Source organism: Leptolyngbya sp. CCNP1308, from assembly GCF_034932455.1.
In the GTDB taxonomy this organism is placed as follows: domain Bacteria; phylum Cyanobacteriota; class Cyanobacteriia; order Phormidesmidales; family Phormidesmidaceae; genus Nodosilinea.
In genome coordinates this window covers 38,481-63,308 of sequence record NZ_JAYGIH010000038.1, presented here as the reverse complement: position 1 = coordinate 63,308, position 24,828 = coordinate 38,481, and the positions used below count along the sequence as shown (strand labels likewise).

Annotated in this window: 22 protein-coding genes; 6 read left to right on the top strand and 16 right to left on the bottom strand. The window is 56.2% G+C overall.

All coding sequences use genetic code 11. From position 1 onward, the window contains the following. Positions 1 to 4: 4 nt before the first annotated feature. From rppA to VB780_RS11800, 3 genes are all read right to left on the bottom strand, one after another. A complete protein-coding gene (rppA, locus tag VB780_RS11810; RefSeq protein WP_323351354.1) occupies positions 5 to 694 on the bottom strand; it encodes a two-component system response regulator RppA in 690 nt (229 codons plus the stop codon). A 22-nt stretch (positions 695 to 716) separates the two neighbouring features. Next, a complete protein-coding gene (locus tag VB780_RS11805) occupies positions 717 to 1,457 on the bottom strand; it encodes a hypothetical protein (RefSeq protein WP_323351353.1) in 741 nt (246 codons plus the stop codon). A gap of 123 nt (positions 1,458 to 1,580) precedes the next feature. Then, entirely contained in the window at positions 1,581 to 2,204 is a 624-nt protein-coding gene (locus VB780_RS11800) for a hypothetical protein (RefSeq protein WP_323351352.1), read from the bottom strand. Positions 2,205 to 2,770: 566 nt separating this feature from the next. Between VB780_RS11800 and VB780_RS11795 the strand changes: the two genes are divergently transcribed. From VB780_RS11795 to VB780_RS11785, 3 genes are read left to right on the top strand one after another with little or no spacing between them, the layout of a single operon-like run. Beyond that, positions 2,771 to 4,360 carry an efflux RND transporter periplasmic adaptor subunit gene (locus VB780_RS11795; protein ID WP_323351351.1) on the top strand — a complete coding sequence of 530 codons (1,590 nt, stop codon included), beginning with the start codon at positions 2,771 to 2,773 and terminating at the stop codon, positions 4,358 to 4,360. Between the two features lie 25 nt (positions 4,361 to 4,385). Beyond that, entirely contained in the window at positions 4,386 to 7,535 is a 3,150-nt protein-coding gene (locus VB780_RS11790; protein ID WP_323351350.1) for an efflux RND transporter permease subunit, read from the top strand. 37 nt (positions 7,536 to 7,572) lie between these two features. Beyond that, positions 7,573 to 8,049: a hypothetical protein gene (locus VB780_RS11785; RefSeq protein ID WP_323351349.1), complete on the top strand. Its 477-nt coding sequence runs from the start codon at positions 7,573 to 7,575 to the stop codon at positions 8,047 to 8,049. A gap of 120 nt (positions 8,050 to 8,169) precedes the next feature. Here VB780_RS11785 and VB780_RS11780 read toward each other — a convergent pair whose 3' ends face one another. The 4 genes from VB780_RS11780 to VB780_RS11765 form a co-directional block, all read right to left on the bottom strand. Beyond that, on the bottom strand, positions 8,170 to 9,147 hold the full coding sequence (locus VB780_RS11780) for a cupredoxin domain-containing protein (protein WP_323351348.1): 978 nt from the start codon (positions 9,145 to 9,147) through the stop codon (positions 8,170 to 8,172). Between the two features lie 207 nt (positions 9,148 to 9,354). After that, positions 9,355 to 11,607: a heavy metal translocating P-type ATPase gene (locus VB780_RS11775; protein WP_323351347.1), complete on the bottom strand. Its 2,253-nt coding sequence runs from the start codon at positions 11,605 to 11,607 to the stop codon at positions 9,355 to 9,357. Positions 11,608 to 11,640: 33 nt separating this feature from the next. Further along, positions 11,641 to 11,835, bottom strand: coding sequence for a heavy-metal-associated domain-containing protein (locus tag VB780_RS11770; RefSeq protein WP_323351346.1), 195 nt, complete (start codon positions 11,833 to 11,835; stop codon positions 11,641 to 11,643). Positions 11,836 to 12,050: 215 nt separating this feature from the next. Further along, the gene (locus tag VB780_RS11765) at positions 12,051 to 12,419 is read right to left on the bottom strand and encodes a four-helix bundle copper-binding protein (RefSeq protein ID WP_323351345.1); all 369 of its coding nucleotides are present in this window, start codon (positions 12,417 to 12,419) and stop codon (positions 12,051 to 12,053) included. A 211-nt stretch (positions 12,420 to 12,630) separates the two neighbouring features. Between VB780_RS11765 and VB780_RS11760 the strand changes: the two genes are divergently transcribed. Further along, positions 12,631 to 13,302 (top strand): DUF305 domain-containing protein, encoded by a 672-nt coding sequence (locus VB780_RS11760; RefSeq protein ID WP_323351344.1) that lies wholly within the window; start codon positions 12,631 to 12,633, stop codon positions 13,300 to 13,302. Positions 13,303 to 13,408: 106 nt separating this feature from the next. Here VB780_RS11760 and VB780_RS11755 read toward each other — a convergent pair whose 3' ends face one another. Next, on the bottom strand, positions 13,409 to 14,896 hold the full coding sequence (locus VB780_RS11755) for a multicopper oxidase family protein (RefSeq protein ID WP_323351343.1): 1,488 nt from the start codon (positions 14,894 to 14,896) through the stop codon (positions 13,409 to 13,411). A 541-nt stretch (positions 14,897 to 15,437) separates the two neighbouring features. Between VB780_RS11755 and VB780_RS11750 the strand changes: the two genes are divergently transcribed. Then, complete coding sequence (locus tag VB780_RS11750) at positions 15,438 to 15,989, top strand: GNAT family N-acetyltransferase (RefSeq protein ID WP_323351342.1); 552 nt, start codon at positions 15,438 to 15,440, stop codon at positions 15,987 to 15,989. Positions 15,990 to 16,152: 163 nt separating this feature from the next. On the opposite strand, the gene VB780_RS11745 is transcribed toward VB780_RS11750, so the two are convergent. Then, a complete protein-coding gene (locus tag VB780_RS11745; protein WP_323351341.1) occupies positions 16,153 to 16,485 on the bottom strand; it encodes a helix-turn-helix domain-containing protein in 333 nt (110 codons plus the stop codon). Between the two features lie 112 nt (positions 16,486 to 16,597). Between VB780_RS11745 and VB780_RS11740 the strand changes: the two genes are divergently transcribed. After that, complete coding sequence (locus tag VB780_RS11740; RefSeq protein WP_323351340.1) at positions 16,598 to 17,218, top strand: FMN-dependent NADH-azoreductase; 621 nt, start codon at positions 16,598 to 16,600, stop codon at positions 17,216 to 17,218. Between the two features lie 972 nt (positions 17,219 to 18,190). Here the strand turns inward: VB780_RS11740 and VB780_RS11735 are convergent. From VB780_RS11735 to VB780_RS11710, 7 genes are all read right to left on the bottom strand, one after another. Beyond that, positions 18,191 to 21,313: an efflux RND transporter permease subunit gene (locus tag VB780_RS11735; RefSeq protein ID WP_323351339.1), complete on the bottom strand. Its 3,123-nt coding sequence runs from the start codon at positions 21,311 to 21,313 to the stop codon at positions 18,191 to 18,193. 117 nt (positions 21,314 to 21,430) lie between these two features. Then, positions 21,431 to 22,729 carry an efflux RND transporter periplasmic adaptor subunit gene (locus VB780_RS11730; RefSeq protein WP_323351338.1) on the bottom strand — a complete coding sequence of 433 codons (1,299 nt, stop codon included), beginning with the start codon at positions 22,727 to 22,729 and terminating at the stop codon, positions 21,431 to 21,433. Positions 22,730 to 22,778: 49 nt separating this feature from the next. After that, positions 22,779 to 22,934, bottom strand: coding sequence for a hypothetical protein (locus VB780_RS11725; RefSeq protein WP_323351337.1), 156 nt, complete (start codon positions 22,932 to 22,934; stop codon positions 22,779 to 22,781). Positions 22,935 to 23,165: 231 nt separating this feature from the next. Next, complete coding sequence (locus VB780_RS11720) at positions 23,166 to 23,567, bottom strand: hypothetical protein (RefSeq protein ID WP_323351336.1); 402 nt, start codon at positions 23,565 to 23,567, stop codon at positions 23,166 to 23,168. A 191-nt stretch (positions 23,568 to 23,758) separates the two neighbouring features. Continuing rightward, the gene (locus VB780_RS11715; RefSeq protein WP_323351335.1) at positions 23,759 to 24,172 is read right to left on the bottom strand and encodes a heavy metal-responsive transcriptional regulator; all 414 of its coding nucleotides are present in this window, start codon (positions 24,170 to 24,172) and stop codon (positions 23,759 to 23,761) included. Positions 24,173 to 24,305: 133 nt separating this feature from the next. Beyond that, a complete protein-coding gene (locus tag VB780_RS31405; RefSeq protein WP_416349225.1) occupies positions 24,306 to 24,650 on the bottom strand; it encodes a GNAT family N-acetyltransferase in 345 nt (114 codons plus the stop codon). 9 nt (positions 24,651 to 24,659) lie between these two features. After that, positions 24,660 to 24,794, bottom strand: a complete 135-nt coding sequence (locus tag VB780_RS11710) for a hypothetical protein (protein ID WP_323351334.1) — start codon at positions 24,792 to 24,794, stop codon at positions 24,660 to 24,662. Positions 24,795 to 24,828: the final 34 nt, after the last annotated feature.

The following is a 24,828-nucleotide window of genomic DNA, read 5'->3' as shown; positions in this document are numbered from 1 at the left end:
GAGTTTAGAGAGCCGCATTGAACCGATAGCCCATGCCGTAAACGGTTTCGATCAGCCCGTCGCAGCCATGGTCGGCCAGCTTTTTGCGCAACAGCCTAATCTGCGCCGCTACTACGTTGCTCATGGGGTCGGCTTGCAGCGACCAGACCCGGTTCATCAGCTGCTCTCGCGACAAAATTTGGTTGGGGTGCTGCATAAAGTATTCCAACAGCTGAAACTCTTTGGTGGTGAGAGGTAAGGGTTGCTGGGCCGAGTCGGCCAGGGCAGCGGTGGAGGTGCCGTAGTCGAGTAGTAGGCCCCCGACCTGGAGCTGGGTGGGCTGAAAGGCGGGCGATCGCCGTTGCAGCGCCCGCAGTCGAGCCAGCAGTTCTTCTAGGCCGAAGGGTTTGACCAGGTAGTCGTCGGCCCCGGCGTCTAACCCTTCTACCTTATCTTGCAGCCGATCTTTGGCGGTGAGCAGAAGAACCGGCAGAGGGGTGCCCTGCGATCGCAGCCTCTGGCACAGCTCCACGCCGCTCAGCCCCGGCAGCAGCCAATCAAAAACGCCGAGGGTGTAGGTCTGGGCCGCATCGCCCAGCAGGTGCCAGGCCTCGTCGCCATTCTGCACCCAATCGACTACGTACTTCTCGCGCCGCAGATCGCACTGGATGGCTGCCCCCAGGTCACGTTCGTCTTCGACTAGCAGGATACGCATGGTGGAGTGAATATGAGTTTTCCTATTTATTAAAATATGCTTCTTTAAGATATATCTTGGCCATATATGTCACAAACTCATATCCTTCATTAAGTAGCATTGATTTAGTGTTGTTTTGCTTTGTTATTTCTTTGAAGCCATGTCTTGAATCAAAACCTGACAGAGAGAAATTGTTTGCTGTGTTTGTGAATGCGATCTTAACTGCTCGCACTGTTCCGAGATAAATATGCTTTTGCGCAGCAAACGTTTCTACCGCCTCCATCAGCTTATAATATGTAGTCCAACTACCTTCCATATCCAAATACTTTAGGATGAAATAGACATCCTTCTTTTCTGTTGCGAGATGAATCAGTGGAAACTTTATGCTGGAACTAGCTCCATTTCTAAGACTCTCATCAATAAGGTGTTGATGTACAAGAGGCTTACCTAATAGAGCAGAAACACCTTCTCTAGGCACGAAATCAACCGAGTTTCCTTGATATAATAGTTTATATACTGATGCTTTCCTGTGGTTTTTGTCAAAAAGGATTGAGGCACCATTGAACAGGCTTATTAATTCATGCCCTATCTGCCAAACAACCCGCGAATCAGTTTCATTATCACAGTAAAACGTCGTCATCCTAAAATCATCATTTGGGCAATCTAACCAGTGGTCAACTCCACCATAAATATTGAAATAATAACTTCTAGGTTTAGTAGCTAGTTGCCTAAACTCCTGCGTATCGCCGTTAAGCATAAACTCCCAACCTGAAAACTTGTTCAAACTTTTTCCTTTGCTAATAACGATGAAATGCAGCGGTGGCAGATAACTTTGGATTCAACACAATCAACTGCCCGCTGCCGTGCAATGGTAGATCGCGTTAAAACTACAACTTAGAGGAATATTCTAGATTAGGCTTTGCATGTCAGATTCATACCTTAAGTAATCTTTCCAACCCAATTCTTGGATAACATTATGAGCTAAATTTTTGCCTGCATTCTCACTTAAAGAAAATTTACTGCCTAAAGAAGCCTCTAATTTAGAAAAACAATTAGTCACAGGCGATTGAAAGCTTCCTTCTTCATAATGCATTGATTGGTTTCGAGCCTGCCAAACCACATTTTTGAGTTTTTCTACTTCTGCCCCTTTCCCTATACTTCTTCCATCAGGACATCTATCTAAACCTCCATGCACGGTAGATATTCCTTGCTTGGCAATTTGAAAGATGGCACCGCACAAAGCGTCAATAGAAGCACCTTTTATACTGATTGAGTTTTGCAATTCTATAATCTGCTTTTGCAAATCAGCCAAATCTTCACTAGCCCTATGACTATCTATAGCTATAGCTTGTTCTCGTAAAGGGGCTACATCGTTAAATTGTGCATCTAAAAGTGACTGATGAAGATATTCTACCTTTCTACTTATTCCTTCATGCTGGCTTTGAAGTTGAGAAAGCTCCCTCTCCTCAGCAGTAATTAGCTCAATTAATCCATGAACCGCGTATTGTGTATCGGCTATATATTGATGCATCTTAGAATGAGGAGTCTCAAGCTTACAAAATATTTTTGATCGCTGTAGAAACTGGATATGATTTGAGCACATATTCTCAAAACTACTGATCCGCGACCAAAAGATAGACTGCTCCTCTCCGCTCAGAGGTTGGAGACAGCTAATTACTGTTTATGCTAGCTCTCCTCCTTCAATTCCGTCTAACACTCCGCAGCACGGTAGTTAGCATAAACGTTGTATATCACCGCCTCAAGGGAGATTTATGTAGATTGAAGTCTTGATGATTATCCTGTAGAAAGGTGTTATCCAGAACCTGCTTCATATGGCAGATCTCCTGGAGTGAGTGATGACGATCGCTTCAGCAGGTCTTCACCCAGAGTGTGGTGGGCTGGGATGTGATAATTAGCACATTGGCCCACCAGCCCCGATACCCGGCCTATCAGCGCGGGCAAATTCTTCCCTAGATATCCCCTAACGGGCGCGATCGCAGACCTAACCCATCGGCCCAGGCAAATTTCACGCTGATTTGATAATTGGTTGGTATTGTCCTGAACGACTGTGTAACTCTCCCCTGCGACACAATTCCTATGCGTTCTTGGCCTTACATTTCTACCGCTTGGGCAAGTTCTCTGCTGGTGCTGGCGCTGCCCATCGCGGCGATCGCCCACACCGGCCACGACCACGGAGCCGAGTTTCATCCGGGCACCAGTCAGCCCGCCAGCGGAGTCCGGGTTGATGGCGCAACGGCAGAGCGGCTCGGTCTTCAGATAGAGCCGGTGCAGCGGCGATCGCTCAGCATTGGTCTTCAGACCACAGCGGAGGTAGTGACCCAGCCCGACCAGACGGTGATGGTAAATGCGCCGATCAACGGCACGGTGGTGGAGCTGCTGGTGCAGCCGGGGGATGTGGTGCAGCAAGGGCAGGCCCTGGCCAGGGTGATTGCGCCGGATTTAATTGAACTGCGCGTCTCATCCCAGGAAGACCGGGTGGGGGCCGAGGCCGACTTGCGCGCCGCCCAGGCGAATCTAACGCTGGCGCGACGCAATTACGAACGGCAGGTGGCGATCGCCGCCACCGAAATCGCCGCCGCCCAGCAGCAGGTAGTGCTGGCCCAAGACCGCTTTGAGCAAGACCAGCGGCTGGTCGGAGCCGGGGCGATCGCCCGTCAGCAGCTTTTAGAATCTGAGTCGACCCTGGCGGCAGCCCGCAGCCAGCTCACCCGCGCCGAAAGTCGTCAGCCGGTCCTGGAAGCCCAGGCCGAGATGGAGCGATCTCAGGCGGCGCTGGCAGCGGCTCAATCGCACCTTCAGCTCAGCACCGCCACCTACCAGACTCGCCTGCAACAGCTCAACAGCCCTGCCACCGAGCAGGGGGTAGTCACCGTTGTAGCCCCGATCGCGGGCAAAGTGGCCGAGCGCCCCGTCACCTTGGGCGAAGCGGTGGAGGAAGCGGTGACGCCGATCTTGAGCATTGTGAACGGCGATCGCCTGCGAGTCACCGCCAACGTCTACGAAAAAGACCTAGGCCAGGTATCTGAGGGGCAAGCCGTGCGCGCTACGGTCGATAGCCTGCCCGATCAGATCTTTACCGGGCGTGTGGTCACCGTCGGGGCGGTGGTCGATGGGGCCACTCGCGTCATTCCCGTCACCGCCGAGTTAGACGAGGCTGGGGCTCTGAAGCCAGGTATGTTTGCCGAACTGGAGATTTTGACCAGTCGCACCCCCGAAGCAGTGCTGACCATTCCCGCCAGCGCCCTGGTCGATGCCGAGGGCCGCACCCTGGTATTTGTGCAAAATGGCGAGGCGTTTGAGCCGGTGGAGATCACCGTGGGCCGCCGCGCCGGGGATCAGGTGGAAATTCAGAGCGGTCTGTTTGAGGGCGATCAGGTGGTGGTGCAGGGGGCCTTGCAGCTCTACGCCCAGTCGCTGCGGGGCGGCGGTGAGGCAGCGGCGACCGAGGAAACAGACCTCGTCCGCTCAGGCTTTTCGGTGCCGAGCTGGGGCTGGGGATTGGGCGGGGTTGCGATCGCAGCCACCGCCTTCTATATCGGTCGCCGCTCTCGCCCGGCAGCGGCGGCAGCTATGAATGGCCATGTCCCCGCCCCAGCACCCGATCTGGTGCTCACCGCCAGCCGCCCCGATGCGGTAGCCACAGAAGCCGACCATCACCACTCCTAACCGCCCTACTCCGTCACTCCCCTCCATGCTCAACGCAATTCTCAAATGGTCGATCGCCCAGCGGTGGATTGTGGTCATCGCCACCATCCTCGTCACCCTCTACGGCCTGCGTACCCTGGGCGATATGTCCCTGGATGTGTTCCCCAGTTTTGCCCCGCCCCAAGTGGAAATTCAGGCAGAAGCACCGGGCCTCGCCCCTGAAGAAGTTGAGTCCCTGGTGACGCTACCAATTGAGAGCGCCGTCAACGGCACCCCCGGCGTGACTGCCGTGCGCTCCACCTCTGTTGCCGGGGCCTCGGCGGTGCGGGTGGTGTTTGGCTGGGGCATCGATATCTACCAGGCCCGCCAGCTGATTACCGAGCGGCTGCAACAGGCCCAAACCCGCCTACCCGAAGGCGTCGAAGCACCCCAGCTCGCCCCCCTCAACTCGCCCCTGGGCATCGTGCTGGAATACGCCTTCACCGCCGAAACCACTTCCCTGATGGAGGTGCGGCAGCTGGTTGATCGCCAGGTCACCAACCGCCTGCTGGCGGTGCCCGGTGTCACCCAGATCACCACCTTCGGCGGCGAAGAGCGCCAGTACCAGGTCTTGGTGGACCCAGCCAAGCTCAGCGCCTTTGGCGTCGCCTTGTCCGAGGTCAGTGAAGCAGCAGCGGCGGCGAACCAGAATGGGGCCGGGGGTTACCTGATCGATGCCGACCAAGAACTGCTGATTCGCGGCATCGGGCGCGTTGAAGCCATTGAAGACTTACAGCGATCGGTGGTAGCGGCGCGGCAGGGAACCCCGGTGCTGCTGCAAGACGTGGCCACTGTCACCATTGGCCCCGCCCTCAAGCGCGGCGACGGCAGCCTCAATGGCCAACCCGCCCTGGTGATGCTGATCAACAAGCAGCCCCTGGCCGACACGCTGACGGTGACGAAGCAGATCGAAGCGGCCCTAGAGGAAGTCGGCCCCAGTCTGCCGGGGGATGTCACCATTACCCGCACTTTTCGCCAGGCCGACTTTATCGAAGCCTCGATTCGCAACGTGCGCGACTCCATGCGCGACGGCATCATCATTGTGTCGGTGATTTTGCTGCTGTTTTTGATGAACTGGCGCACGGCGGCAATTACCCTCAGCGCCATCCCCATGTCGCTGCTGATCTGCCTGGTTTTGCTGCACTGGCTGGGCCTCAGCGTCAACACCATGACCCTGGGCGGTCTGGCAGTGGCGATCGGCTCGGTGGTCGATGACTCGATTGTAGATATGGAAAACTGCTACCGGGGGCTGCGGCGCAACCGAGAGTTGGGCAACCCCAAGCATCCGTTTCAGGTGGTCTACGACACCTCGGTGGAGGTGCGCACCAGCGTACTGTTTTCCACGGTGATTATCGCCGTGATTTTTGCGCCGATTTTCTCCCTGAGCGGAGTGGAGGGGCGTATTTTTGCACCCATGGGCATCGCCTACCTGGTGGCGATTTTTGCCTCCACCCTGGTGGCGCTCACTCTCTCCCCGGCCCTCTGTGCCTTTCTGCTGGCCTACGCTCCCTTGCCTGAGGAAGACACCTGGGTGTCGCGCCAGAGCCAGCGGCTCTACCAGCCCGGTCTACGACTGGCGCTGCGGAATCCCCGGCTGATTTTGCTGATCGCGGTCGGGGCACTGGTGGCGTCGCTGGCGATGTTGCCAGCGCTGGGGCGGGTGTTTTTGCCAGAGTTTCAGGAGCGCTCCATTGTGGCTTCGATGAACCTATTTCCCGGCAGTTCCCTGACGGCCACCAATCGGGCTGGTCTGGCGGTGCAGGATGCCCTGAAAGATGACCCCCGGTTTGAGACCCTCCAGATGCGATCGGGCCGATCGCCGGGTGACCCCCACGTAGTCGGCTCCAACTTTGCCGAGCTGGATATCGAACTCAGCGATGAGGGGATGCGCGATCGCGAAACCACCCTGGAGACCCTGCGGGCCGAGTTTGAGAAAATTCCTGGTGCCCCCGCCAGCGTGGGGGGCTTTATCTCCCACCGCATGGATGAGGTGCTGTCGGGGGTGAGAAGTGCGATCGCAGTTAAAATCTTTGGCCCCGACCTGGCCGAGCTGCGTCGCCTGGGCACCGAAGTTACCGAGGTCATGGCCAATGTCGAAGGCGTGGTCGATCTGCAACTTGCGCCCCAGCTACCTGTGCGTCAGGTGCAGGTGCGCTTTGACCGCGAGGCCGCCGCCCGCTACGGCCTGACCATGGGTGCCCTAGCCGACACCATTGAAACCGCGCTGAATGGCCGCGTGGTCTCCCAGGTGTTAGAAAATCAGCAGCTCTTTGACCTGGTGGTGTGGTTTACCCCCAGCGCCCGCCAAGACCTCGACACCCTGCGCAACCTGCTGATCGACACCCCCGACGGCCAGCGCATTCCCCTCACCCAGCTAGCCCAGGTTGACTACGGCACCGGGCCAAATTCCATCAGCCGGGAGAATGTGTCGCGATTGATCGTGGTGTCATCAAACGTGGCCGATCGCGACCTGGGCTCGGTGATCGCCGACATTCAGGCCCAGGTGAGTCAGCAGATCACCCTCCCATCGGGCTACTTCATTCAGTACGGCGGCCAGTTTGAGTCAGAGCAGCGGGCCACCCAAAACCTGCTGGTGTTTGGGGCCTTAGCCCTGGTGGTGATTTCGGTGCTGATGTATTTCACCGTCCAGTCATTCCCCGCCACGGTGATGATCATGCTGAATCTGCCCCTGGCGATCGTAGGGGGTGTCTTCTCCGTGGCCCTGAGCGGCGGTGTACTCTCGGTGGCGTCGTTGGTAGGGTTCATTACCCTGTTTGGGGTGGCGGTGCGCAATGGCCTGCTGCTGGTGGATAACTACAACCAAAAGCTGGCCACGGGGATGCCCCTGCCCCAGGTGCTCTACACCGGGTCAATGGAGCGGCTGAATGCCATTCTGATGACCGCCTTTACCTCGGCCCTGGGGATGCTGCCCCTAGTGATCAGCACTGGCCCCGGTCGCGAGATCTTACAGCCCCTGGCGGTGGTGGTGTTGGGGGGCCTGTTTACCTCAACGGCGCTGACGCTGCTGGTGCTGCCTGCTCTCTACGCCCAGTTCGGTCGCTACCTGGTGCCGACCTCTGGTCATACCGCTATCCCAGGGGATGCGGAGCTGGCCACCCCCATCGCCAAAAACCAGCCCGTCAGCCCCCTGAGATAGCTCGCTGCTCCCTTCCCCCCCTTCGGAGATTCACCCCATGCGTAACCAACTTATTCAATCCCTGCTGATTACTGGCGCGCTGGCCCTGACCGCCTGTGGGGGAACTGAAACCGCCACGGCCCCTGATGTCCCCGCTGAAACCGCCAACCCTGCCGCCCCTGAAACCGTTGCCCCTGAAACCACCGATGACCACAGCGCCGCTACCAAAGGCGGTCAGGTGGTCGAAACCGGAGCCTATCACCTGGAGCTGGTGCCCGTACCCGAGGCCGATGGCATTCACCTCGACCTGTACTTGCAAACCGGCGACACCCACGAGGCTGTGACCGATGCCACAGTGGTGGCCCAGGTGCAGCTCCCCGACGGTACCCAGGAGGCCTTACCGATGGAGTATGACGCGGCGGGCGAGCATTTCTTTGCGTTTTTGCCCAGCCAGGCAGCGGGGGAATATAAGGCGGTGCTTCAGACCGATATCAATGGGGAGAAGGTCAATGCTCGGTTTAGCTTTGCCAAGTAAGGCTTTCTAGAGCTGAGTCTCTGACCGCACTAAACCGAGGGGATGATGGGAGCGATCGCCCCCTTTGGCGCAGATGGTGAGATTGATGATTCCGTCCCAACGCTGACGGCATACTTTTCCCTACAGAGAGCTTAGGGAGGCGTGGGTGGGGGTTTTGCCATTGAGAGCACCCGTCCCAGGGCGCACCTCAATGGTGCCAAAGTTCATCTTCATGCCGCACATAAACTCGTACTTGCCTGGTTGAGTAGGGGTGAACTCCACCGGGATGGTTTTGCCTTCGGGTAGATCGACCGCGATACCAAATTCAGGAATCAACAGTTGGGCATAGCAGCTGCTGGGGGTCTCTCGCCGGAAGTTGAGCCGCACGGGCCGACCCGCTTCGACAGCAATGCGGTTGGGTTGATAGCCTTTCGCCGCCGTTACCATGGCCGTCTGAATGCCCTCAGGAGTGAGAGTCGCCTCAGTTGCCTCTAACGATGGCTCAGGAGCTGCCGTAGGTGCAACTGAAGGATAGTGCTGATGGTCGGTAGGCTCTGCTGTGGCTGTGGTTATAGGTGGAACTGAATCTCCGTCCTCAGCCACTACTTCGACGATGCCGCGAAACATATTCATGCCGCAGGCAAACTCGTAGCGACCGGGCTGAGTGGGGGTGAACTCGATCGCTGTGGTTTGGTTCACCGGCAGCGCCTGGGCAATGCGAAAGTCAGGAAAGCGCACCTCTTCGAGGCAGCTGCTGGGGTCTTTGCGGTAGAAGTTGAGCCGCACCGGCTGCCCGACCTGCACCACAATGTGGCTGGGGTCGTAGCCACCATAGACGGTGACAGCCACCTCTTGCACGCCGCCGGTAGTGGTAGCTTTGCGAGACTTGGGCTTGCTGAGTAAGAACCACCACAGCTCTAGTCCAATGAGGCTTAAGCCTGCCCCGGTAACGGCAGCTCTCGACCATAGCGGTTGCTCAATGCGCTGGAACTGCCCGGTTGGCTCGGCAGCGTGATCAGTCATGGTGTCATGGTTGACCTGGGCAGAGGCGCTGCTGGCGAGAGTAAGGGCGAGGCTCAGACTGGCAAAACTAGTAAGGGGAATGTGTATGAATTTCATGGGGATACTCCTAGGCAATGGCGTTAACAACAAGTCCTGACAGTGCGCCCAGTAAGAAACCGAATCCGGTGAGCAGGGCGAAGGAAGAAGAGTGGGTCATGGGAGGAGTCCTTTTTATGAGAAGTGAAGGACGGGAAGTAGAGGGAAGGAAAGTGAGGGAGTTGCGTGTTCTCGATGACTCAATCACCTCATCCCCCCGTTACTCCATCACCCTTGCAGCTTGGGGCGAAAGTTTCGTAGCCGCAGCGCATTCGTGACCACCGACACCGAGCTAAAGGCCATCGCCGCCCCGGCAATGATGGGGCTAAGTAGCCAGCCAAAGATGGGATAGAGAATGCCCGCCGCGATGGGGATGCCCGCGACGTTGTAGATAAACGCGAAGAAGAGGTTTTGGCGAATGTTGGCCATGGTGGCGCGGGAGAGCTGGATGGCGGTGACAATGCCATGCAGGTCGCCGGAGATCAGGGTGATGTCACTGGCTGCGATCGCCACATCTGTGCCCGTGCCAATTGCCATGCCCACGTCGGCTTGAGCGAGAGCAGGGGCATCGTTGATGCCGTCGCCCACCATCGCCACGACCTTGCCCTCCCGTTGCAGGCTTTCGACCTGGGCGGCTTTTTGGTCGGGGCGCACTTCAGCAAAGACGCGGGTAATGCCGACTTCGCGAGCGATCGCCTCAGCGGTGCGGCGGTTGTCGCCCGTCAGCATCACCACCTCCAGCCCCATGCGTTGCAGAGTGGCGATGGCGGCGGCAGAGGAGGGCTTAACCGCATCGGCAATACCGAGAATGGCTTCGACTTGGCCATCGACCGCCAACCATACCACCGTGCGACCCTGGGATTCGGTGTGTTCTCCCTTTTGTTGCAGGTGATCGGTGGCGATGCCGAGTTCGTTCATCCAGCGGTAGGTGCCAATCTGCACGCGCTGCCCGGCGACGACACCCTGAACGCCGCTGCCTGCAACGGCATCAAAGCCTTGGGCATCCTCTAAGGTCACCCCTTGGGCTTGGGCGTAGTTGACCACCGCTTCGGCCAGGGGGTGCTCAGAGTTGCGTTCCAGCGTTCCCGCCAATTTCAACAGGTGCAGTTCAGTCGCGGTGCCGTTGACGGTCAGGTAATCGGTCACCGTGGGCTTGCCCTGGGTAATCGTCCCCGTCTTATCGAGCACAATGGTCTGAATGTTGTGGGCCAGCTCTAGGCTGTCGGCCCCTTTAATCAAAATGCCGTTCTCCGCGCCTTTGCCGGTGCCCACCATGATCGAGGTCGGCGTTGCCAAGCCCAGGGCACAGGGGCAGGCAATAATCAGCACGCCCACGGTGGTAATCAGCGCCATCGTCACGTTGCCCATGACGTTGTACCAAACGATGAAGGTGAGAATAGCGATCGCAATCACCGCTGGCACAAACCAGGAGGTAACTTGGTCAGCCAATTTCTGAATCGGGGCCTTTGACCCCTGCGCCTGCTGCACCAGCTTGACGATCTGGGCCAAAAACGTGTCTTTGCCCACTCGGGTAGCGCGAAATTTGAAGCTGCCGGTTTTATTCAGCGTCGCCCCAATCACCTCGTCGCCCACGGTTTTCTGCACGGGCACACTTTCGCCCGTCACCATCGCCTCATCGAGGGTAGACGCGCCATCGACAATTTGGCCATCGACCGGAATTTTTTCCCCAGGCCGCACCAAAATCACGTCGCCCAGCACCACCTCAGCAATGGGAATGTCATACTCTCGTCCATCGCGAATCACCCGCGCGGTTTTGGCCTGCAAGCCCATCAGCTTCCGAATCGCTTCCGAAGTTTCCCCCTTAGCCCGGTTCTCTAGCAGGCGACCCAGCAAAATTAGCGCAACAATCACCGCAGCGGCTTCAAAATACACGTCAGGGTTCAGCCCTTGGTCAATAAACCACTGGGGATAGACGGTAGGAAACAGCGAGTAGAGAAAGGCGGTGCCGGTGCCCACCGCCACCAGCGTATCCATGCTGGCGGAGTGGCGTTTGAGGGCTTTCCAGGCGTTAATGAAAAAGGAATTCCCGGCCCAGAACAGCACGGGCGTAGTCAGCACCAGCTGAAACCAGGGATTGTGCAGCCACATGGGAATGAAGGGAATCGGCAAACCCGTCATCATCGGTAGCGAGCCAATCACTAAAATGCTGCCAACCACTAGGCTAAACACGGCTTTGCGGGTGAGTTTGCGGTTTTCGGCTTCTCGCTCTCTCCGTTCGGCATCGTCTTCAGGGGCCAACACATCGTCTTGCAACGGCTGGGCTCTGTAGCCCGCATCATCTACCGCCGCCTGAATGTAGGTGAGGTTGGTTTGGTGAGGGTCGTAGGTAACGGCGGCTTGCTCAGCGCTAAAGTTAACGCTGCACGCTTCCACTCCAGGCACCGCGCGAATGGCCTCTTCGATGTTGCTGGCGCAGGAGGCACAGCTCATACCCCGCAACTTAAGAATTTGATTTTCCATCGGTGTTGTCCTCAAAGGTAAATCGCTGGGGAGTCAAGCAACGGTGTAGCCAGCATCGACAATGGCCTGCTTGATGACAAACTCGGATGCATCAGTAGTGACCTCAACCTGTTTTGTGGTGGGGTCAGCCTTGATCTGGGCTGTGGTATCGATCGCCTGGATAGCTTGGGTCACGGTGCCTACACAGGCAGAACAGGCTAAATCTGGAACGGTGAATACAATGCTCATAGCAAACCTCTAAACTCTGTATGGGTCTATCTTGGAGCTTCCAGTACAGTGGAGAGTCAAGGGGGTAAGCCAAGCAATTTGTGAAGCGATTTATTGTTCTTTTTATTAAGTCTTGAAACAACGATTAGGGGCATAGTCTTTATGCCCCTAATCGCTTTACCCATTAGATTTTATGAGCTTGTGCCTGTGTTGACAAAACTCCAAGCCAGCATAGGTTAGGCCATCGCCATACTCATGCTGCGACAGGTTTCTGCACAGCGGCGGCACATCTCAGCGCAGGCCTGCATTTGGGTATCGTCGCCCATGCTGGCGCAGTCTTGGGCGCAGCGATCGCACACCTCCGCACAAGCCCCACAAAAATGAGCATGCAGGTCAGAGCCGCGCAGCATGAAATTAGCGCTGGTTTGGCAACTCTCTACGCAGTCCATCATCAGGCAAATGTGGGACGGCGCGGCGTGGTGACCGCCCTGCTCTAGGCAGTAGGTGATGGTGTTAAGGCAGATGCTGTGGCAATCGAGGCAGTTCTGAATGCACTGCTGCATTTCATCATTTGCGTTATGTAATTTGAGGGTTTGAATAGGCATAATTAACCTCTCTAGGCGTTCAAGATCCTGATTATTTCAGTCTTCTCTAGCTTAAGGAGAGACTGAAAATAACCAAATCTAGCTATTGAGAGAGATTGCAAAATTCGATATTTCATACCGTCAATAGCTTAAATTTCATCCTGATTTTATTTTTGCGTGGCACACTTCTACAGGGCTAGATACAAACTACGCATATGATTGAGGTATTGAGATGACGCTGAAATTGGCTGCGATCGCCCTACTCGGCCTCGCCAGCGCTGTTGGCCTGCCCGCCTGCGCTAACTCCCGAGACGCGGCAGTTGAGCCATCCACCGAAACCGCCCAGATGGATCGCGGCGGCATGGGTCAGATGGATGGCAGCATGATGGATCATGGCAGCATGGATCTTGGCCCCGCTGATGAGAGTTTTGACTTGCGCTTTATCGACGCCATGATCATTCACCACCAAGGTGCGGTGGTCATGGCAGAAGATGCTCAACAAGCCTCTGCCCGTCCCGAAATTCAAACTCTGGCTAGCGATATCATTGCTGCTCAGCAAACTGAAATTGCCGAAATGCAGGCGTGGCGGCAAGCCTGGTACCCCGATGCCCCGGCAGAACCAGTCATGTATCACGCTGAGATGGGCCACATGATGCCTATGAGTACAGATATGATGTCAGCCATGATGATGGACGTGGATCTAGGCACTGCCGACGATGAGTACGACCTGCGCTTTATCAACGCCATGATTCCCCACCATGAGGGGGCGCTGACTATGGCGCAAGAGGCGCTAGCCAAGAGTAATCGTCCTGAAATCCAGGAATTGGCGGAAGCCATCATCGCTAGCCAGCAGGTCGAGATCGACCAGATGACCCAGTGGCAGCAAGACTGGTACGGGCAGTAGGGCGATTGCCCATCCCGCAGTAGCGCTAAACCCCCGGTTTCTTCGTCGCTTCGCCCAGGGCGTGCCCTAGATTTTGGACGAGAAACCGGGTTTCTGAACCGGTGCCCTAAGCCGAAATTTGCAGGTTGCCCATCATGCCCAAGTCCTCGTGGTCGAGGATGTGGCAGTGGTAGACCGTCTTGCCCGCAAAGGTGCGGAAGGGAACGCGAATCCGTACTGTTTCGCCGCCCTTCACCAACACCGTATCCTTCCAGGCGCGGTAGGGTTCAGGCTGACCACTGCGGCTCACCACCTGGAACGGGTTGACGTGTAAATGGAAGGGGTGATCCATCAAGTCAGGATCAACGTTAGCAAGTTCCCACTCTTCCACGGTGCCGAGCTGGGCTTCAATGTCGATGCGCTTTTCGTCGTAGGGCTGGCCGTTAAACCAAAATTCCATGCCCATCCCCTGACCCATGCCGTGCCCCATGGTCATGGAAAGCTCGATTCGGCGGGTGACAGTCGGTTCCGGCAGCGTTTCCACTGTGCCTAGCTGACGGGGTAGCGGTAGCGCCGCAACGGAGCCACTATAGGTCAGGGTGGCGAGGGGTTGGGCGTCCCCGGAGGAGCCCCTGCCACCGTGCATCATACCGCCCATGCCATGGCCGCCGCCCATCATGCCGCCCATCATGCCGATGCCATTGCGGTTATAGGGTAGGTTGAGCAGGCGGTAGGTGCCCGATGTTTGGTTGCCCTGCACCAGCACGTCTGCCCGTTCGCCGGGGGCGAGGAGAAGTTCTTGGAGTTGGACGGGGGATGCGATCGCACCCCCATCCGTCGCTATCAACTGAAACGGATGCCCCTCTAGCTGCAACCGATAGAAGCGCGAAGCCGAGGCATTCAGCAACCGCAGCCGCAGCAACCCACCTTGGGGAATGCTCAAACTGGGATTAAGCTGACCATTTACCGTGACCAGCGACCCTTCGCGCCCCATCATCAGCGCCATGTGATCAGCTGGTGGAACGTTGCCTGCTCGATCAATCTCATAGTCTTTGAGGACAATAAATTCCTCCTGGGCGGCTTTCACCTCAGGAATCTCATCCAGGTCGCCCCGAATGACGAATAGCCCCGCCAGCCCGCCAAAGAGCTGCACAGCGGCGTGATGATGGTGGTGAGGATGGTACCAAAACGTTCCTGCTGGATGATCCGCCGGAATCGTGAATTCGTAGGTAAAGGTTTCGCCCGGTGCCGTGCTGACAAACACGTTATCGCCCGTACCCTGGGGGGTGATGTGCAGCCCGTGGTAGTGCAGGTTGGTGGGCTGATCGAGCTGGTTGCGCAGGCGAATGCGAACGGTATCGCCGGGGCGAGCCTCTAGCCGGGGGCCGGGGCTTTGGCCGTTGTAGCTGAGCAGTTTGGCGGTGCGATCGCCCACCTGTACTGGGCTGACCGCAGCGGTTAAATCGACCTCTAGCAGGGCGTTTTGGCTGGTGTAGAGGGGGGCGGCAGCGGTAGACGTGAGCTCTTGGGCTAGTGATCGGTGCCTGAACCAGTGGAGGGTGGCCGCACTGCCGATGCCAGCGGCTCCGAGGGCGATAAAGTGACGACGATCCATGGTCTTTTCCTTTTCCCTGGGAGAGGGTAATGATTGGTTGAAAGGCCCGTCAATGCAGCGTGACAGGGGGTAAAAAGCTTGATGACTCTATGCTAGAGATTCCAGTGTGCTGGAGTGTCAAGGGGGCATTGATAAGTTCACAAACAAAAACTCGTTTGCCTGTTTGAGGCAAGCTCAAGCAAGAAAAAGAGGCTGTGAGAGGGCGATAGGTGTCGGATAAGTTCGGCAGAGGGAATGTGTTCAGCGTTTTTAACGGATAACCCCCTGTATCTCCATAATTAAGCACTCAGTTAATGTATAAGACTCTAAACACGAGAGTTTAGACAGCAGAAATGCCTTCTAAGCCTTGGGGAATGGGATATTATGCAGCATATTTGACGGATAACTGCGGTGTGCGAGGGTGTTATCCGTCAGATCTGACGTTGAATACATAGTTAGCCTGCTCAGGCTATTGATTAGGACGTAGTTGAGAAGTTGTCTGTTGACGTGCGAAGTTGCACTAAGCTGCACCCTTAAAAACACCAGAGTTTTAGTTCATCCTATGAGTCAGCAAACTTACTTTAAAGTCCCTTTTGTTTGGGAAGAGCCTAAGTCGTTAATTGAGGTTCCTTCTCGATTAAAGTTCAAAGCCGCTAAAACACTGGGCTATGAGGGATTGCTTTCAGTAGTTGCTCAGGTTATGGAATCATCAATTGATGCCAGCGATCAAAAACAAGTTATGGAACGTGGTTCTCGCGAAGTTGCCAAACAGTTTCTAGCGGAGTCGAAAGATGGGTTCTCGCATCAAAATGAATGGTGGCAGATAGGGCTTAGTAGCGATGATAAAATCATTGGGTTTGTTTTCCCTGTGATTTATCAGGGTGGTGCTAAAAATGGCTTGGAGGAAGCAACTATTTATTACATCGGGGTTTTGCCAGAACATCGTGGGCAGGGCTTTGCAACCGATTTACTGTCAAAAGGAACAAGGGTACTGCAAGATATAGGAGTTTGGAGAGTTTTCTGCGATACAGATGTGAACAATATCCCGATGATTTCTACCTTTGAACGAGTTGGATATCAGCAGCATAGTGAGCCTTGGAAACGTCCTCTGTAGATACGCAATATACACAGCCTAACAACGCCCATGCACACCGACCGCTGGGAGGTTATCTGTGAGTATCAAAGGGTATCTGCGGCGGGTGATGGGCAGCGTTAGCTGGCTTCGGTCACAGGTGGTGACGTTATTTTGAAATCGTCTGTTGATGTTCAAGATTAGATCAGACCGCAGTTTCCTGATCAGTGCCATACCAGCGCACAGCCAGCTCATAAAGGTGATCGAGTGTCCCAGATAACTCTTTGCCGCGTTCGGTGAGAGTGTAAGAGACTTGTGGTGGAATTGTGGGTTCGTGGTGACGGTGAACAAGTTCAATCGACTCCAAAAGTCTCAATCGCTCGGTTAGAACTTTGGTAGAGATACCGTCCACCTTCCGTCTTAGTTCGCCAAAGCGAAGTGTGCCATCAGTGTCAAGAATCCAGATGATGTAGAGTGTCCATTGCCCTGAAATGTGTTTTAACAGGATCTCTAATGGACAGCATTTAGGCTCGGTCATAGTGGCTCAGAAGTTTCTTTTAGATTGCTAGTTACTTTTTCGTCGCTACTTTACTTTAGTAAGCTGACAGCTTACTGTCTAGATGGCAATTGAGATTTCTGATTGAGGCACTATGGCAAGCATTCTGCATGTTGATTCAAGCCCACGGGGCGATCGCTCCAAATCTCGCAGACTAGCCAAAGAGTTCATGGCTGCGTGGCAAAACCTACATCCTGATGATGCGATCACCTATCGCGACCTAAGACAAACGCCAGTTCCTCATGTCACTGAAGACTGGATCTCAGCTGACTTTACTCCACCAGAGATACTGACTCCAGAAATGGCTGAACTGCTGAAGTTTTCTGATGAATTAGTGGATGAGTTTCTGGCGGCTGAACGATGTGTTTTCAGTGTGCCGATGTACAACTTCAGCATTCCATCCAACTTCAAAGCTTACATTGACCAGGTGGTTCGTGTGGGTCGCACATTCACTATTGAGGATGGTCAGTTCAAAGGACTTGCGAACGGCAGAAAAGTGTTGTTCATTACATCACGAGGCGTTGAGTACGGAGCAGGTTCTCCTTACGAAGGGTGGGATTGCCAGGAACCTGCACTCCGTTATGCTTTTCAATTCATTGGTGTGACTGATATTCAGTTTATCCATGCTAATGGTCTAGATATGGGAGACGAGACGCGGAAACAAGGTCTAGACGAAGCACAATCTAAAATTCAAGAACTAGTTGGCAGTTGGTAGCGCCAGCCAGCTAATCGGGATAGGGAGAATCCTCACGAATCCCCCCTCCCACACCACCCTGCAAGCGGGTCCGCACAGGGCGGTTCCTCAGAAAGTTTTAGAAATCAAAATCCTCTCGGCTTTTGCCCCCCAGAGCTGGCTACACCATTAAGCGCCGTTCCTATAGCTCCCCCGATCGGGTTCAACACTCAGAACGAGCCCTGGTGGCTGCTCTCTGATTTCTATGGTTCAGCCCTTCACCGTGTCCGGCCCATTACAGACCGGCATTTGGCTACTATGGCCTCGGCTGACTTCTGCCCCCTTCGCCGGTTGTTGCCAACCGTCGGGCCGTCTCGATTGCCTTAGGGTTCTGTGGCTTCCTGGCCGTTTCCCGCCAGACCTCAGTCAGACTCCCATCGCGCTCTAGACTGTCAAAGGGGCAGATCTCCCCAGATAAGAACGTGAACTTTCCCTGCACAACCGCGTCATTAACCGTATCCCCTGAACCAAAAGGCTTCGTTGTGTTGTGCCAACTCGCCCCAGAGACTCGGCCTTCTATGACGTTTCTGTCCGTCGGCTCGCAGGTTTGCTGCTGGCTTCCTTCAGACCCTTCCTCGCGGAAACGTCCTTGCCTTAAGCTAGTGGTTATCCATCTCTCGGCTCCTATGACTTTCGAGCATTTGGATGGCTGGTTCTCCCACAGGGGACTTTCACCCCATTAGTTCACGCCCATGCTGGGCGTACACAAGTTGATGAAGCGGACGGTTAAGAGACCTTGGTAAAGTTGCCAAGATTGCTTGCCGCCCCTTATCTTGGTCGTTAGAAAAATTTCTAAGCTTCAATACATCATGGCCTTATTGGGGCAATTTTCGTCTCGACAGGGAAATTGGTTGTTAAAAAAACTTTTTCTGATAGGCAGCCTGTTTTTTAGGGCGAATGTTTTAGCGATATATTGCTTCAGTCAGTCATTGGTTTTTCATTACTGGGATTGCTCTAGCGAAAGGCCTTAATCACGCGCTGCTGCACCTGGCCGATCGCAATATAAAGCACCGGCACCACAAACAGCGTGAGCACCGTCGCCACCAACATGCCGCCAAAGATAGCCGTGCCCAACGATTGGCGACTGGCCGAGCCTGCCCCCGTAGCCACCATCAGCGGGTAAATGCCCAACAGGGTCGAAATTGCGGTCATCAGAATGGGGCGCAGCCGTTCTTGGGAGGCCTGCACCGCCGCTTGGGTGAGGGATAGCCCTTCGTCCCGTAGTTGGTTGGCAAACTCCACGATCAAAATGGCATTTTTGCTGGCCAGACCAATCAGCATTACCAGCCCCACCTGGCAGTACACATCGTTATACAACCCGCGCATCGACTGGGCCGCCAGCGCCCCCAACACCGCCAGGGGCACCGCCAGCATAATCGTCAGCGGATCGACAAAGCTGTTGTACTGCGCCGCCAGCACTAGAAAGACAAAGAAAATTCCCAGCCCAAAGATGATCGGCGCTTTGCCACCTGATTCCAGTTCTTCCAGGGAAATGCCCGACCACTCAAAGCCCATATTAGGGGGCAGCACTTCGGTCGCCAGCTTCGCCATCGCCTGCATGGCTTGCCCAGAGCTGGTGCCCGGAGCCGCCGCGCCGTTAATTTCGATCGCGCGGTGCAGGTTGTAGTGATTAATGATCTGCGGCCCGGTGGTGCGCGTCACCGTTACCAGGGCGCTGAGGGGAATCATCTCGCCCGATCGCGATCGCACATACAGTTGCCCAATGCTGTCGGGGTCGGCGCGGAAGGCGGCATCAGCCTGCACATAGACCCGATAGGTGCGGCCAAAGGCGTTGAAGTCGTTGACGTAGCGGGAGCCCAGGTAGGTTTGCAGGGTGCTGAAAATCTCTTCGACGGGGACTTGCAGAGCTTCGGCGCGATCGCGGTTGACCTCCACCTGAAGCTGGGGCGCGTTGGCCGTGTAGAGGCTAAACACCCCCTGCAAACCGGGGGTCTGGTTGGCCTTCGCCAAAATCGCCCCTTTCATCTGGTCCAGTTCGTTAATGTCTGAGGTGCTGCTGTCGCGATCCTGAAGCTGGAACACAAAGCCGCCGACGCTGCCCAGGCTGGGGATGGTAGGCGGGTTCACCGCAATCACCGGCGCTTGGGGAATGCCCATCAGCGGCATCCGCACCCGGTTGAGAATGCCCACCACCGATTGCTCCGGCTGCCGCCGCTCCTGCCAGGATTTGAGCGGCGCAAACAGAATGCCCCGGTTGGGGGTGTTGCCGTTGAAGCCCACCCCGCCCATGGCAAAGGTGCCCTCCAGTTCCGGCACCGCCAGCAACTGCTGCTCAGCCTGGGCCACCACCTGCTCGGTGTAGTTGAGGGAGGTGCCGTCTGGCCCTTGCAAAATGCTGATGAAATAGCCCTGGTCTTCTTCGGGCAAAAACGCCTGGGGCACCTGGGTGTAGAGCCACCCCGTCGCCACCAGCAGCCCCACGAACCCGGCCAAAACAAGGCTCTGCAAGTGCGTCAGCTGACCCAGGCTCCAGCCATAGCCGCGCTCCAGCCAGGTCAAAAAGCCGTTGATGCTCCGGAAACTCCAGCCCAGCCAGCCGGTTTGCCGCGGCTGTGCCCGCAGCAGCAGCGCCGAGAGCGCCGGGGTAAGGGTGAGGGCGTTGAGGGTAGAAAGTGCGATCGCAAAGGCGATCGTCAGCGCAAACTGCTGGTAGAGCTGCCCCGCCGTACCAGGGAAAAAGCCCACCGGCACAAACACCGCCATCAGCACCAGCGAGGTAGCAATCACCGCGCCAAAGAGCTGCCGCATGGAGGCGATCGCCGCCTGCACGGGCGACAGCCCTTCCTTCTGAACCAGGCGGCTGATGTCTTCCACAATCACAATCGCGTCATCCACCACCATGCCCGTCGCCAGCGTCAGGCCAAACAGCGTCAGACTGTTAAGGGAAAATCCAAAGAGTTTGACAAAGGCGAAGGTGCCCACCAGCGACACCGGAATCGTGATTGCGGGAATCACCGTGGTGCGCCAGTCTTGCAGAAACACAAAGATCACCAGCACCACCAGCCCCACCGCCTGCAACAGCGTGATAATCACCTCCCGAAACGACGCCTCCACAAACCGCGACGAGTCGTAGGGAATTTCGTAGATCAGCCCTGGGGGGAAGCGTTCCGCCAGCCTGGCCATCTCGGCTTTGACGGCTTTGGCGATCGCCAGAGAGTTGCTGCCGGGGGTTTGCAAAATCTGATACCCCACCGCCGGGTGGCCGCTATAGCGGGCAAAGGTGCTGTAGCGCTCGGCTCCCAGTTCTGCCCGGCCCACATCCTTGAGCTTGACTAGATCGCCTACCACTCCCGCTTTAAGCACCACCTCCTCAAACTCCGCTGGGCTGCTCAGCCGTCCCAGGGTTTGCAGATCGAGCTGGTAGAGCTGCCCGTCATCGTTCGGCGGTTGACCGATGCTGCCGACGCCCAACTGCACATTCTGCTGACGCAGGGCGGCAATCACATCCTGGGCGGTGAGCTGGCGGCTGGCGAGGCGATCGGGGTCAAGCCAGATACGCATGGCGTAGCGCCGTTCGCCAAAGGGAACGATGGTGCCCACGCCGGGAATTCGCCGCAGGGCATCGAGCACATAGAGGTCGGCGTAGTTGCTGATGAAGGTGTCGTCGTAGCGATCGTCCTCGCTATAGAGCGCCAGCGCCAGTACAATCGAGCTAGACTGCTTCGACACCTGCACCCCCGTTTGGCGCACCGCCTCCGGCAGTTGGGGTTCTGCCTGCAATACCCGGTTCTGCACATCCGAGGCCGCCACATCAATGTCGTACCCCTGGCGAAAGGTGACGACAATGGTGCTGGTGCCGTCGTTGCTGCTGGTGGAGCTGATGTAGCGCATTCCTTCCACGCCGTTGATCTGGCGCTCCAGCACGTTGGTCACCGTTTCTTCCACCACCTGGGCGTTGGCCCCGACGGCATTGGCGGTGACGGTAATCTGCACCGGGCTGATGTCGGGGTACTGCTCAATGGGCAGCAGCGGCAGGCTGATCAGCCCCACCACCAGGGTGACCAGGGCACAGACAATGGCAAACACGGGCTTTTTGATAAAGAAATCCGTAAACATGGGTCACCTCTGGATGTAGTGGGGGTGTGCCTGTAAGGTTTGGTTTTCCGAAGCAATGTGGATCAATGGTCGGGGAGCAGTGCCCACCCTACGGCTCGCTAATCTTTGGAAGATCAATCAATTCTCAATAGGGCTGACGGGCGCACCGTCGCGCAGCATCAGCACTCCGATGGTGATCACGGCTTCACTCGGTCGTAGCCCCTCGATCACCTGGTACTGGCTGTCTTCGATTTCGCCGAGCTGCACCGATCGCTGCCGCGCCACCGTACCCTCTGGCCCAGGCTCTGTCACAAACACAAATGATTCACTGCCCAAATGGGTCACGGCACTGGCTGGCACGCGGGTGCCCTGGCGCTGGCTCCAGGTAATGCGGGCCTGCACAAACTGATCGGCCCGCAGGTTGCCTTTTGGGTTGGGCAATAGCGCCTTCACCAGCACCAGCTGCGTCGCGGGGTCGGCATTGGGCGCAATGAAGGAAACCTGGCTGGTACCCAGGGTTTGCCCCTGGCTATCCACCAGTTCCACTGGGCTACCGGGTTGCAGCAGCGCCGCCCGCTCTGCCGGAACGGAGAAATTCACCTCTAGGCTGTCGTTTTTCGCCAAGCCGATCAGCGCTGTGCCTGGACTCACCACCTCGCCCACCTTGACGGGAATATCGCCCACCACCCCGGTAAAGGGGGCGGTAATTTGAAAATAGGCCAGTTGGGACTCCTGGGCCTGGGTTTGGGCCTGGGCGGCCTGCCACGATTGCTCGGCCTGGGCAACGGTGGCCTGCTGGGCGCGGATCTGCTCATCCATGGCGTTTAGTAGGGCGCGGGCCACTTCGAGCTGCTGGGCATACTGGTCGCGCATTTGGCGAGAAACCGCCCCGGCCTCGGCCAGGGTGGCAAAGCGGTCGTACTCCTGCTGGGCATACTGCACCTCAGTGAGCTTGGCTACGCGCTGAGCTTCTAAGGCTTGCAGGCCAGCTCTGGCATTGGCAATACTGGCCTGGGCCGATTCTGCCGCTGCGGCAGCGCCACTCACCAACGCCTGTTGTTGCTGCGGATTGATCTCAATCAGCACCGTGCCAGCGGTAACGCGATCGCCCGGCCGTACCCGAATCTGCGCCACCTGCCCCTGTACTTGAGGTCGGAGCAGGACGGATTGGTGCGATCGCAAACTGGCCACAAACTCCGTTGTTTCCGCCAGGCTCACGGCCTGCACCGTTAGGGTTTGCACGGGCATGGAGGGCTGCTGCGCCTGGGCGACAGGTACCACGTCCTGCTTTTGCCACCAGCGCCACAGTTCAAAGCTGCCGCCAGTGAGCCAGATTAGGGCAAAGATGAGCCAGAGGCGCTTCCATCGCGATCGTTTCGGGGAGCTTGTCGCTGGCTCTATCCGGGCTTCAGAAATGGGAAAATCAAAGGCATCCATAGCTAACTTGGAAATAATAGGTCTTCGTCAGGCCAGGCCACAAAACTGCCTAAACATCGTCGGGGCTGGCCAGATATTGCTGCTCCAACAAAATGCGAACGTCGTTAATGGAGAGCGATCGAAACGGCTCGTCGGCCAGAGAGTCTTGAATCATCCACCAGCTCTGACCAGTGCGATCGACGTACTCCCAAACTCGCGGCTCCATCTCCCCAAAAAGCGCGAAAGAGAGTTCCCTGGAGGTGCGTGAAAGCCAGCCAAACAATGCTCCAACCGGTGATTTTGGCCTATTGTCCAGGGATGACTCAATCCATTCCAGATCGCGATAAATATTAGGGCTATCAGGCGGAAAGTCATGCATATTGGACTCCTGTTTGCGGTAGAAATACTAGATAGGACAGCAGCAGCTTGTACTTAGAAAATCAGCCGATGGGCTCATTTAGCGGTAGTAGCGTTGCTCAAGCAAAATGCGCACCTCATCCTCAGAACCAAAGCGATGGGAATCATGGGTCAAAACCTCATAAACTCTGTAGTAGGTTTTGCCATGCTGGTCGCGGCCTGTGAAAATCTTCAGCTCGCTTGATGGAGTAAATAGCTCAATTACGCCATGCCAGATACGGTGAATAACCCAATTAAAACTCCATCTCTTAGGCCTTTCATCAACCAGCTCAAACCATTCTTGAGCAAAGCCAGAATCCGTGTTAAGTCCGTTGGTGTTAGTGCTCATTAAAAGTTCCTCAACAGCGGTCAAACCAAACATAGGTAAACCATACGGTTTCCAGTCAGCTGGAAAGTCAAGAGCTAATTTGAAGAAATTTTTGGCAATAAAAAAGGCCTGCAATCGCAGACCTTTGAACCCAGATAAAGCCAGTAAACAGACCCGTTCAAGAACCTTTCAGACTCAGGCTAGCTAAGATCTATAGTAAAAACGCTCGTGAACCACCTGGCCATTCTGCCATTGCTGTACGGAAACTTGGTGGTAGGTGCGTCCGTCCAGTTCAGCATTTATTACTTGTTGGGGGAAAGGCAAGTTTACCAGCTTTCGATGATCGGACAGATGATTTCGTCTGTTTTAGTTGCTGTGCTCTGCCACCCCATCAGGAGACCAGATAGCTCCTGCTTCAGCAGTTGAAGTTGCTGAATTTTGTCTTCGATCTCTATCAGCTTGTCCTCTAGCTTGACCTGAATATGGGAGCAGGGTAAATCTCCTTGATCATGCACTTCTAGAAACTCTTTGATTTCAGTCAGGGTGAGGCCAAGGGTCTGGGCACGCCGGATAAAGCCCAGCCGGGTAAAGACATCTTCCGCAAAAACCCGATAGCCGCCCTCGGTGCGTCCGGCGGTTTTGAGCAGGCCGATCTCGTCGTAGTAGCGGATGGTTTTAACGGGCAGGGCACTTTTCTTAGCGACAGCGCCAATGAGTTTGGGAGGAGCTTCAGTGAGCATGGCTGACCTCATCAAGGATTAAATCCATCCTAAACTCTCCAGACGACTGGAGAGTCAAGACAGAGTTCCTTGAACGAGATCGGTGCAGTGCAGCCCGTCGTTGGTGAGCATGGGGTAGAGCCCTAACTGACAGTCAATCGCTTGCGGAACACGACTTTATCATCCCCTGGGCATAGAAATCGCGAATGCGGGCCTCGGCCTCAAAGCCACATGCTTCGTAGAAAGCGCGCGTGCCCGCGAGTTCTGGCAGACCCGAGGTCTCAACTAGCAGTAGGCGGCACCCACGCTGCTTCAGGGCCTGCTCTACAGCGTGGAGAAGCTGAGTTCCCCGACCTTGCCCCTGGCAATCAGGGTGAACCGCAATTAATTGCAGATTCCAGGTGCTGTCTGCCAAGCGCTTTGGTTCACAGTAAGCAAAGCCTACGGGGCCATCATCATCCGTTAGCCAGAAGGGTTCTGTGGGGAGTGGCCGGGGCAATGGTTCAGTTCAGGTAGCGGCGAGCCAGGGGGGGAGAGAACTGAGGATAGCCGGGTCGAAGGTCGCTGCTGTGGGAACAGTGGGCGGAGGCTCCCAGAAGTCTCCCAGGGAAAAGGGTTTAGCGGTAGCCGACAACAGGGGCATGGCAGCCTCCTGAACGCAGGCTGTAGCGATCGCC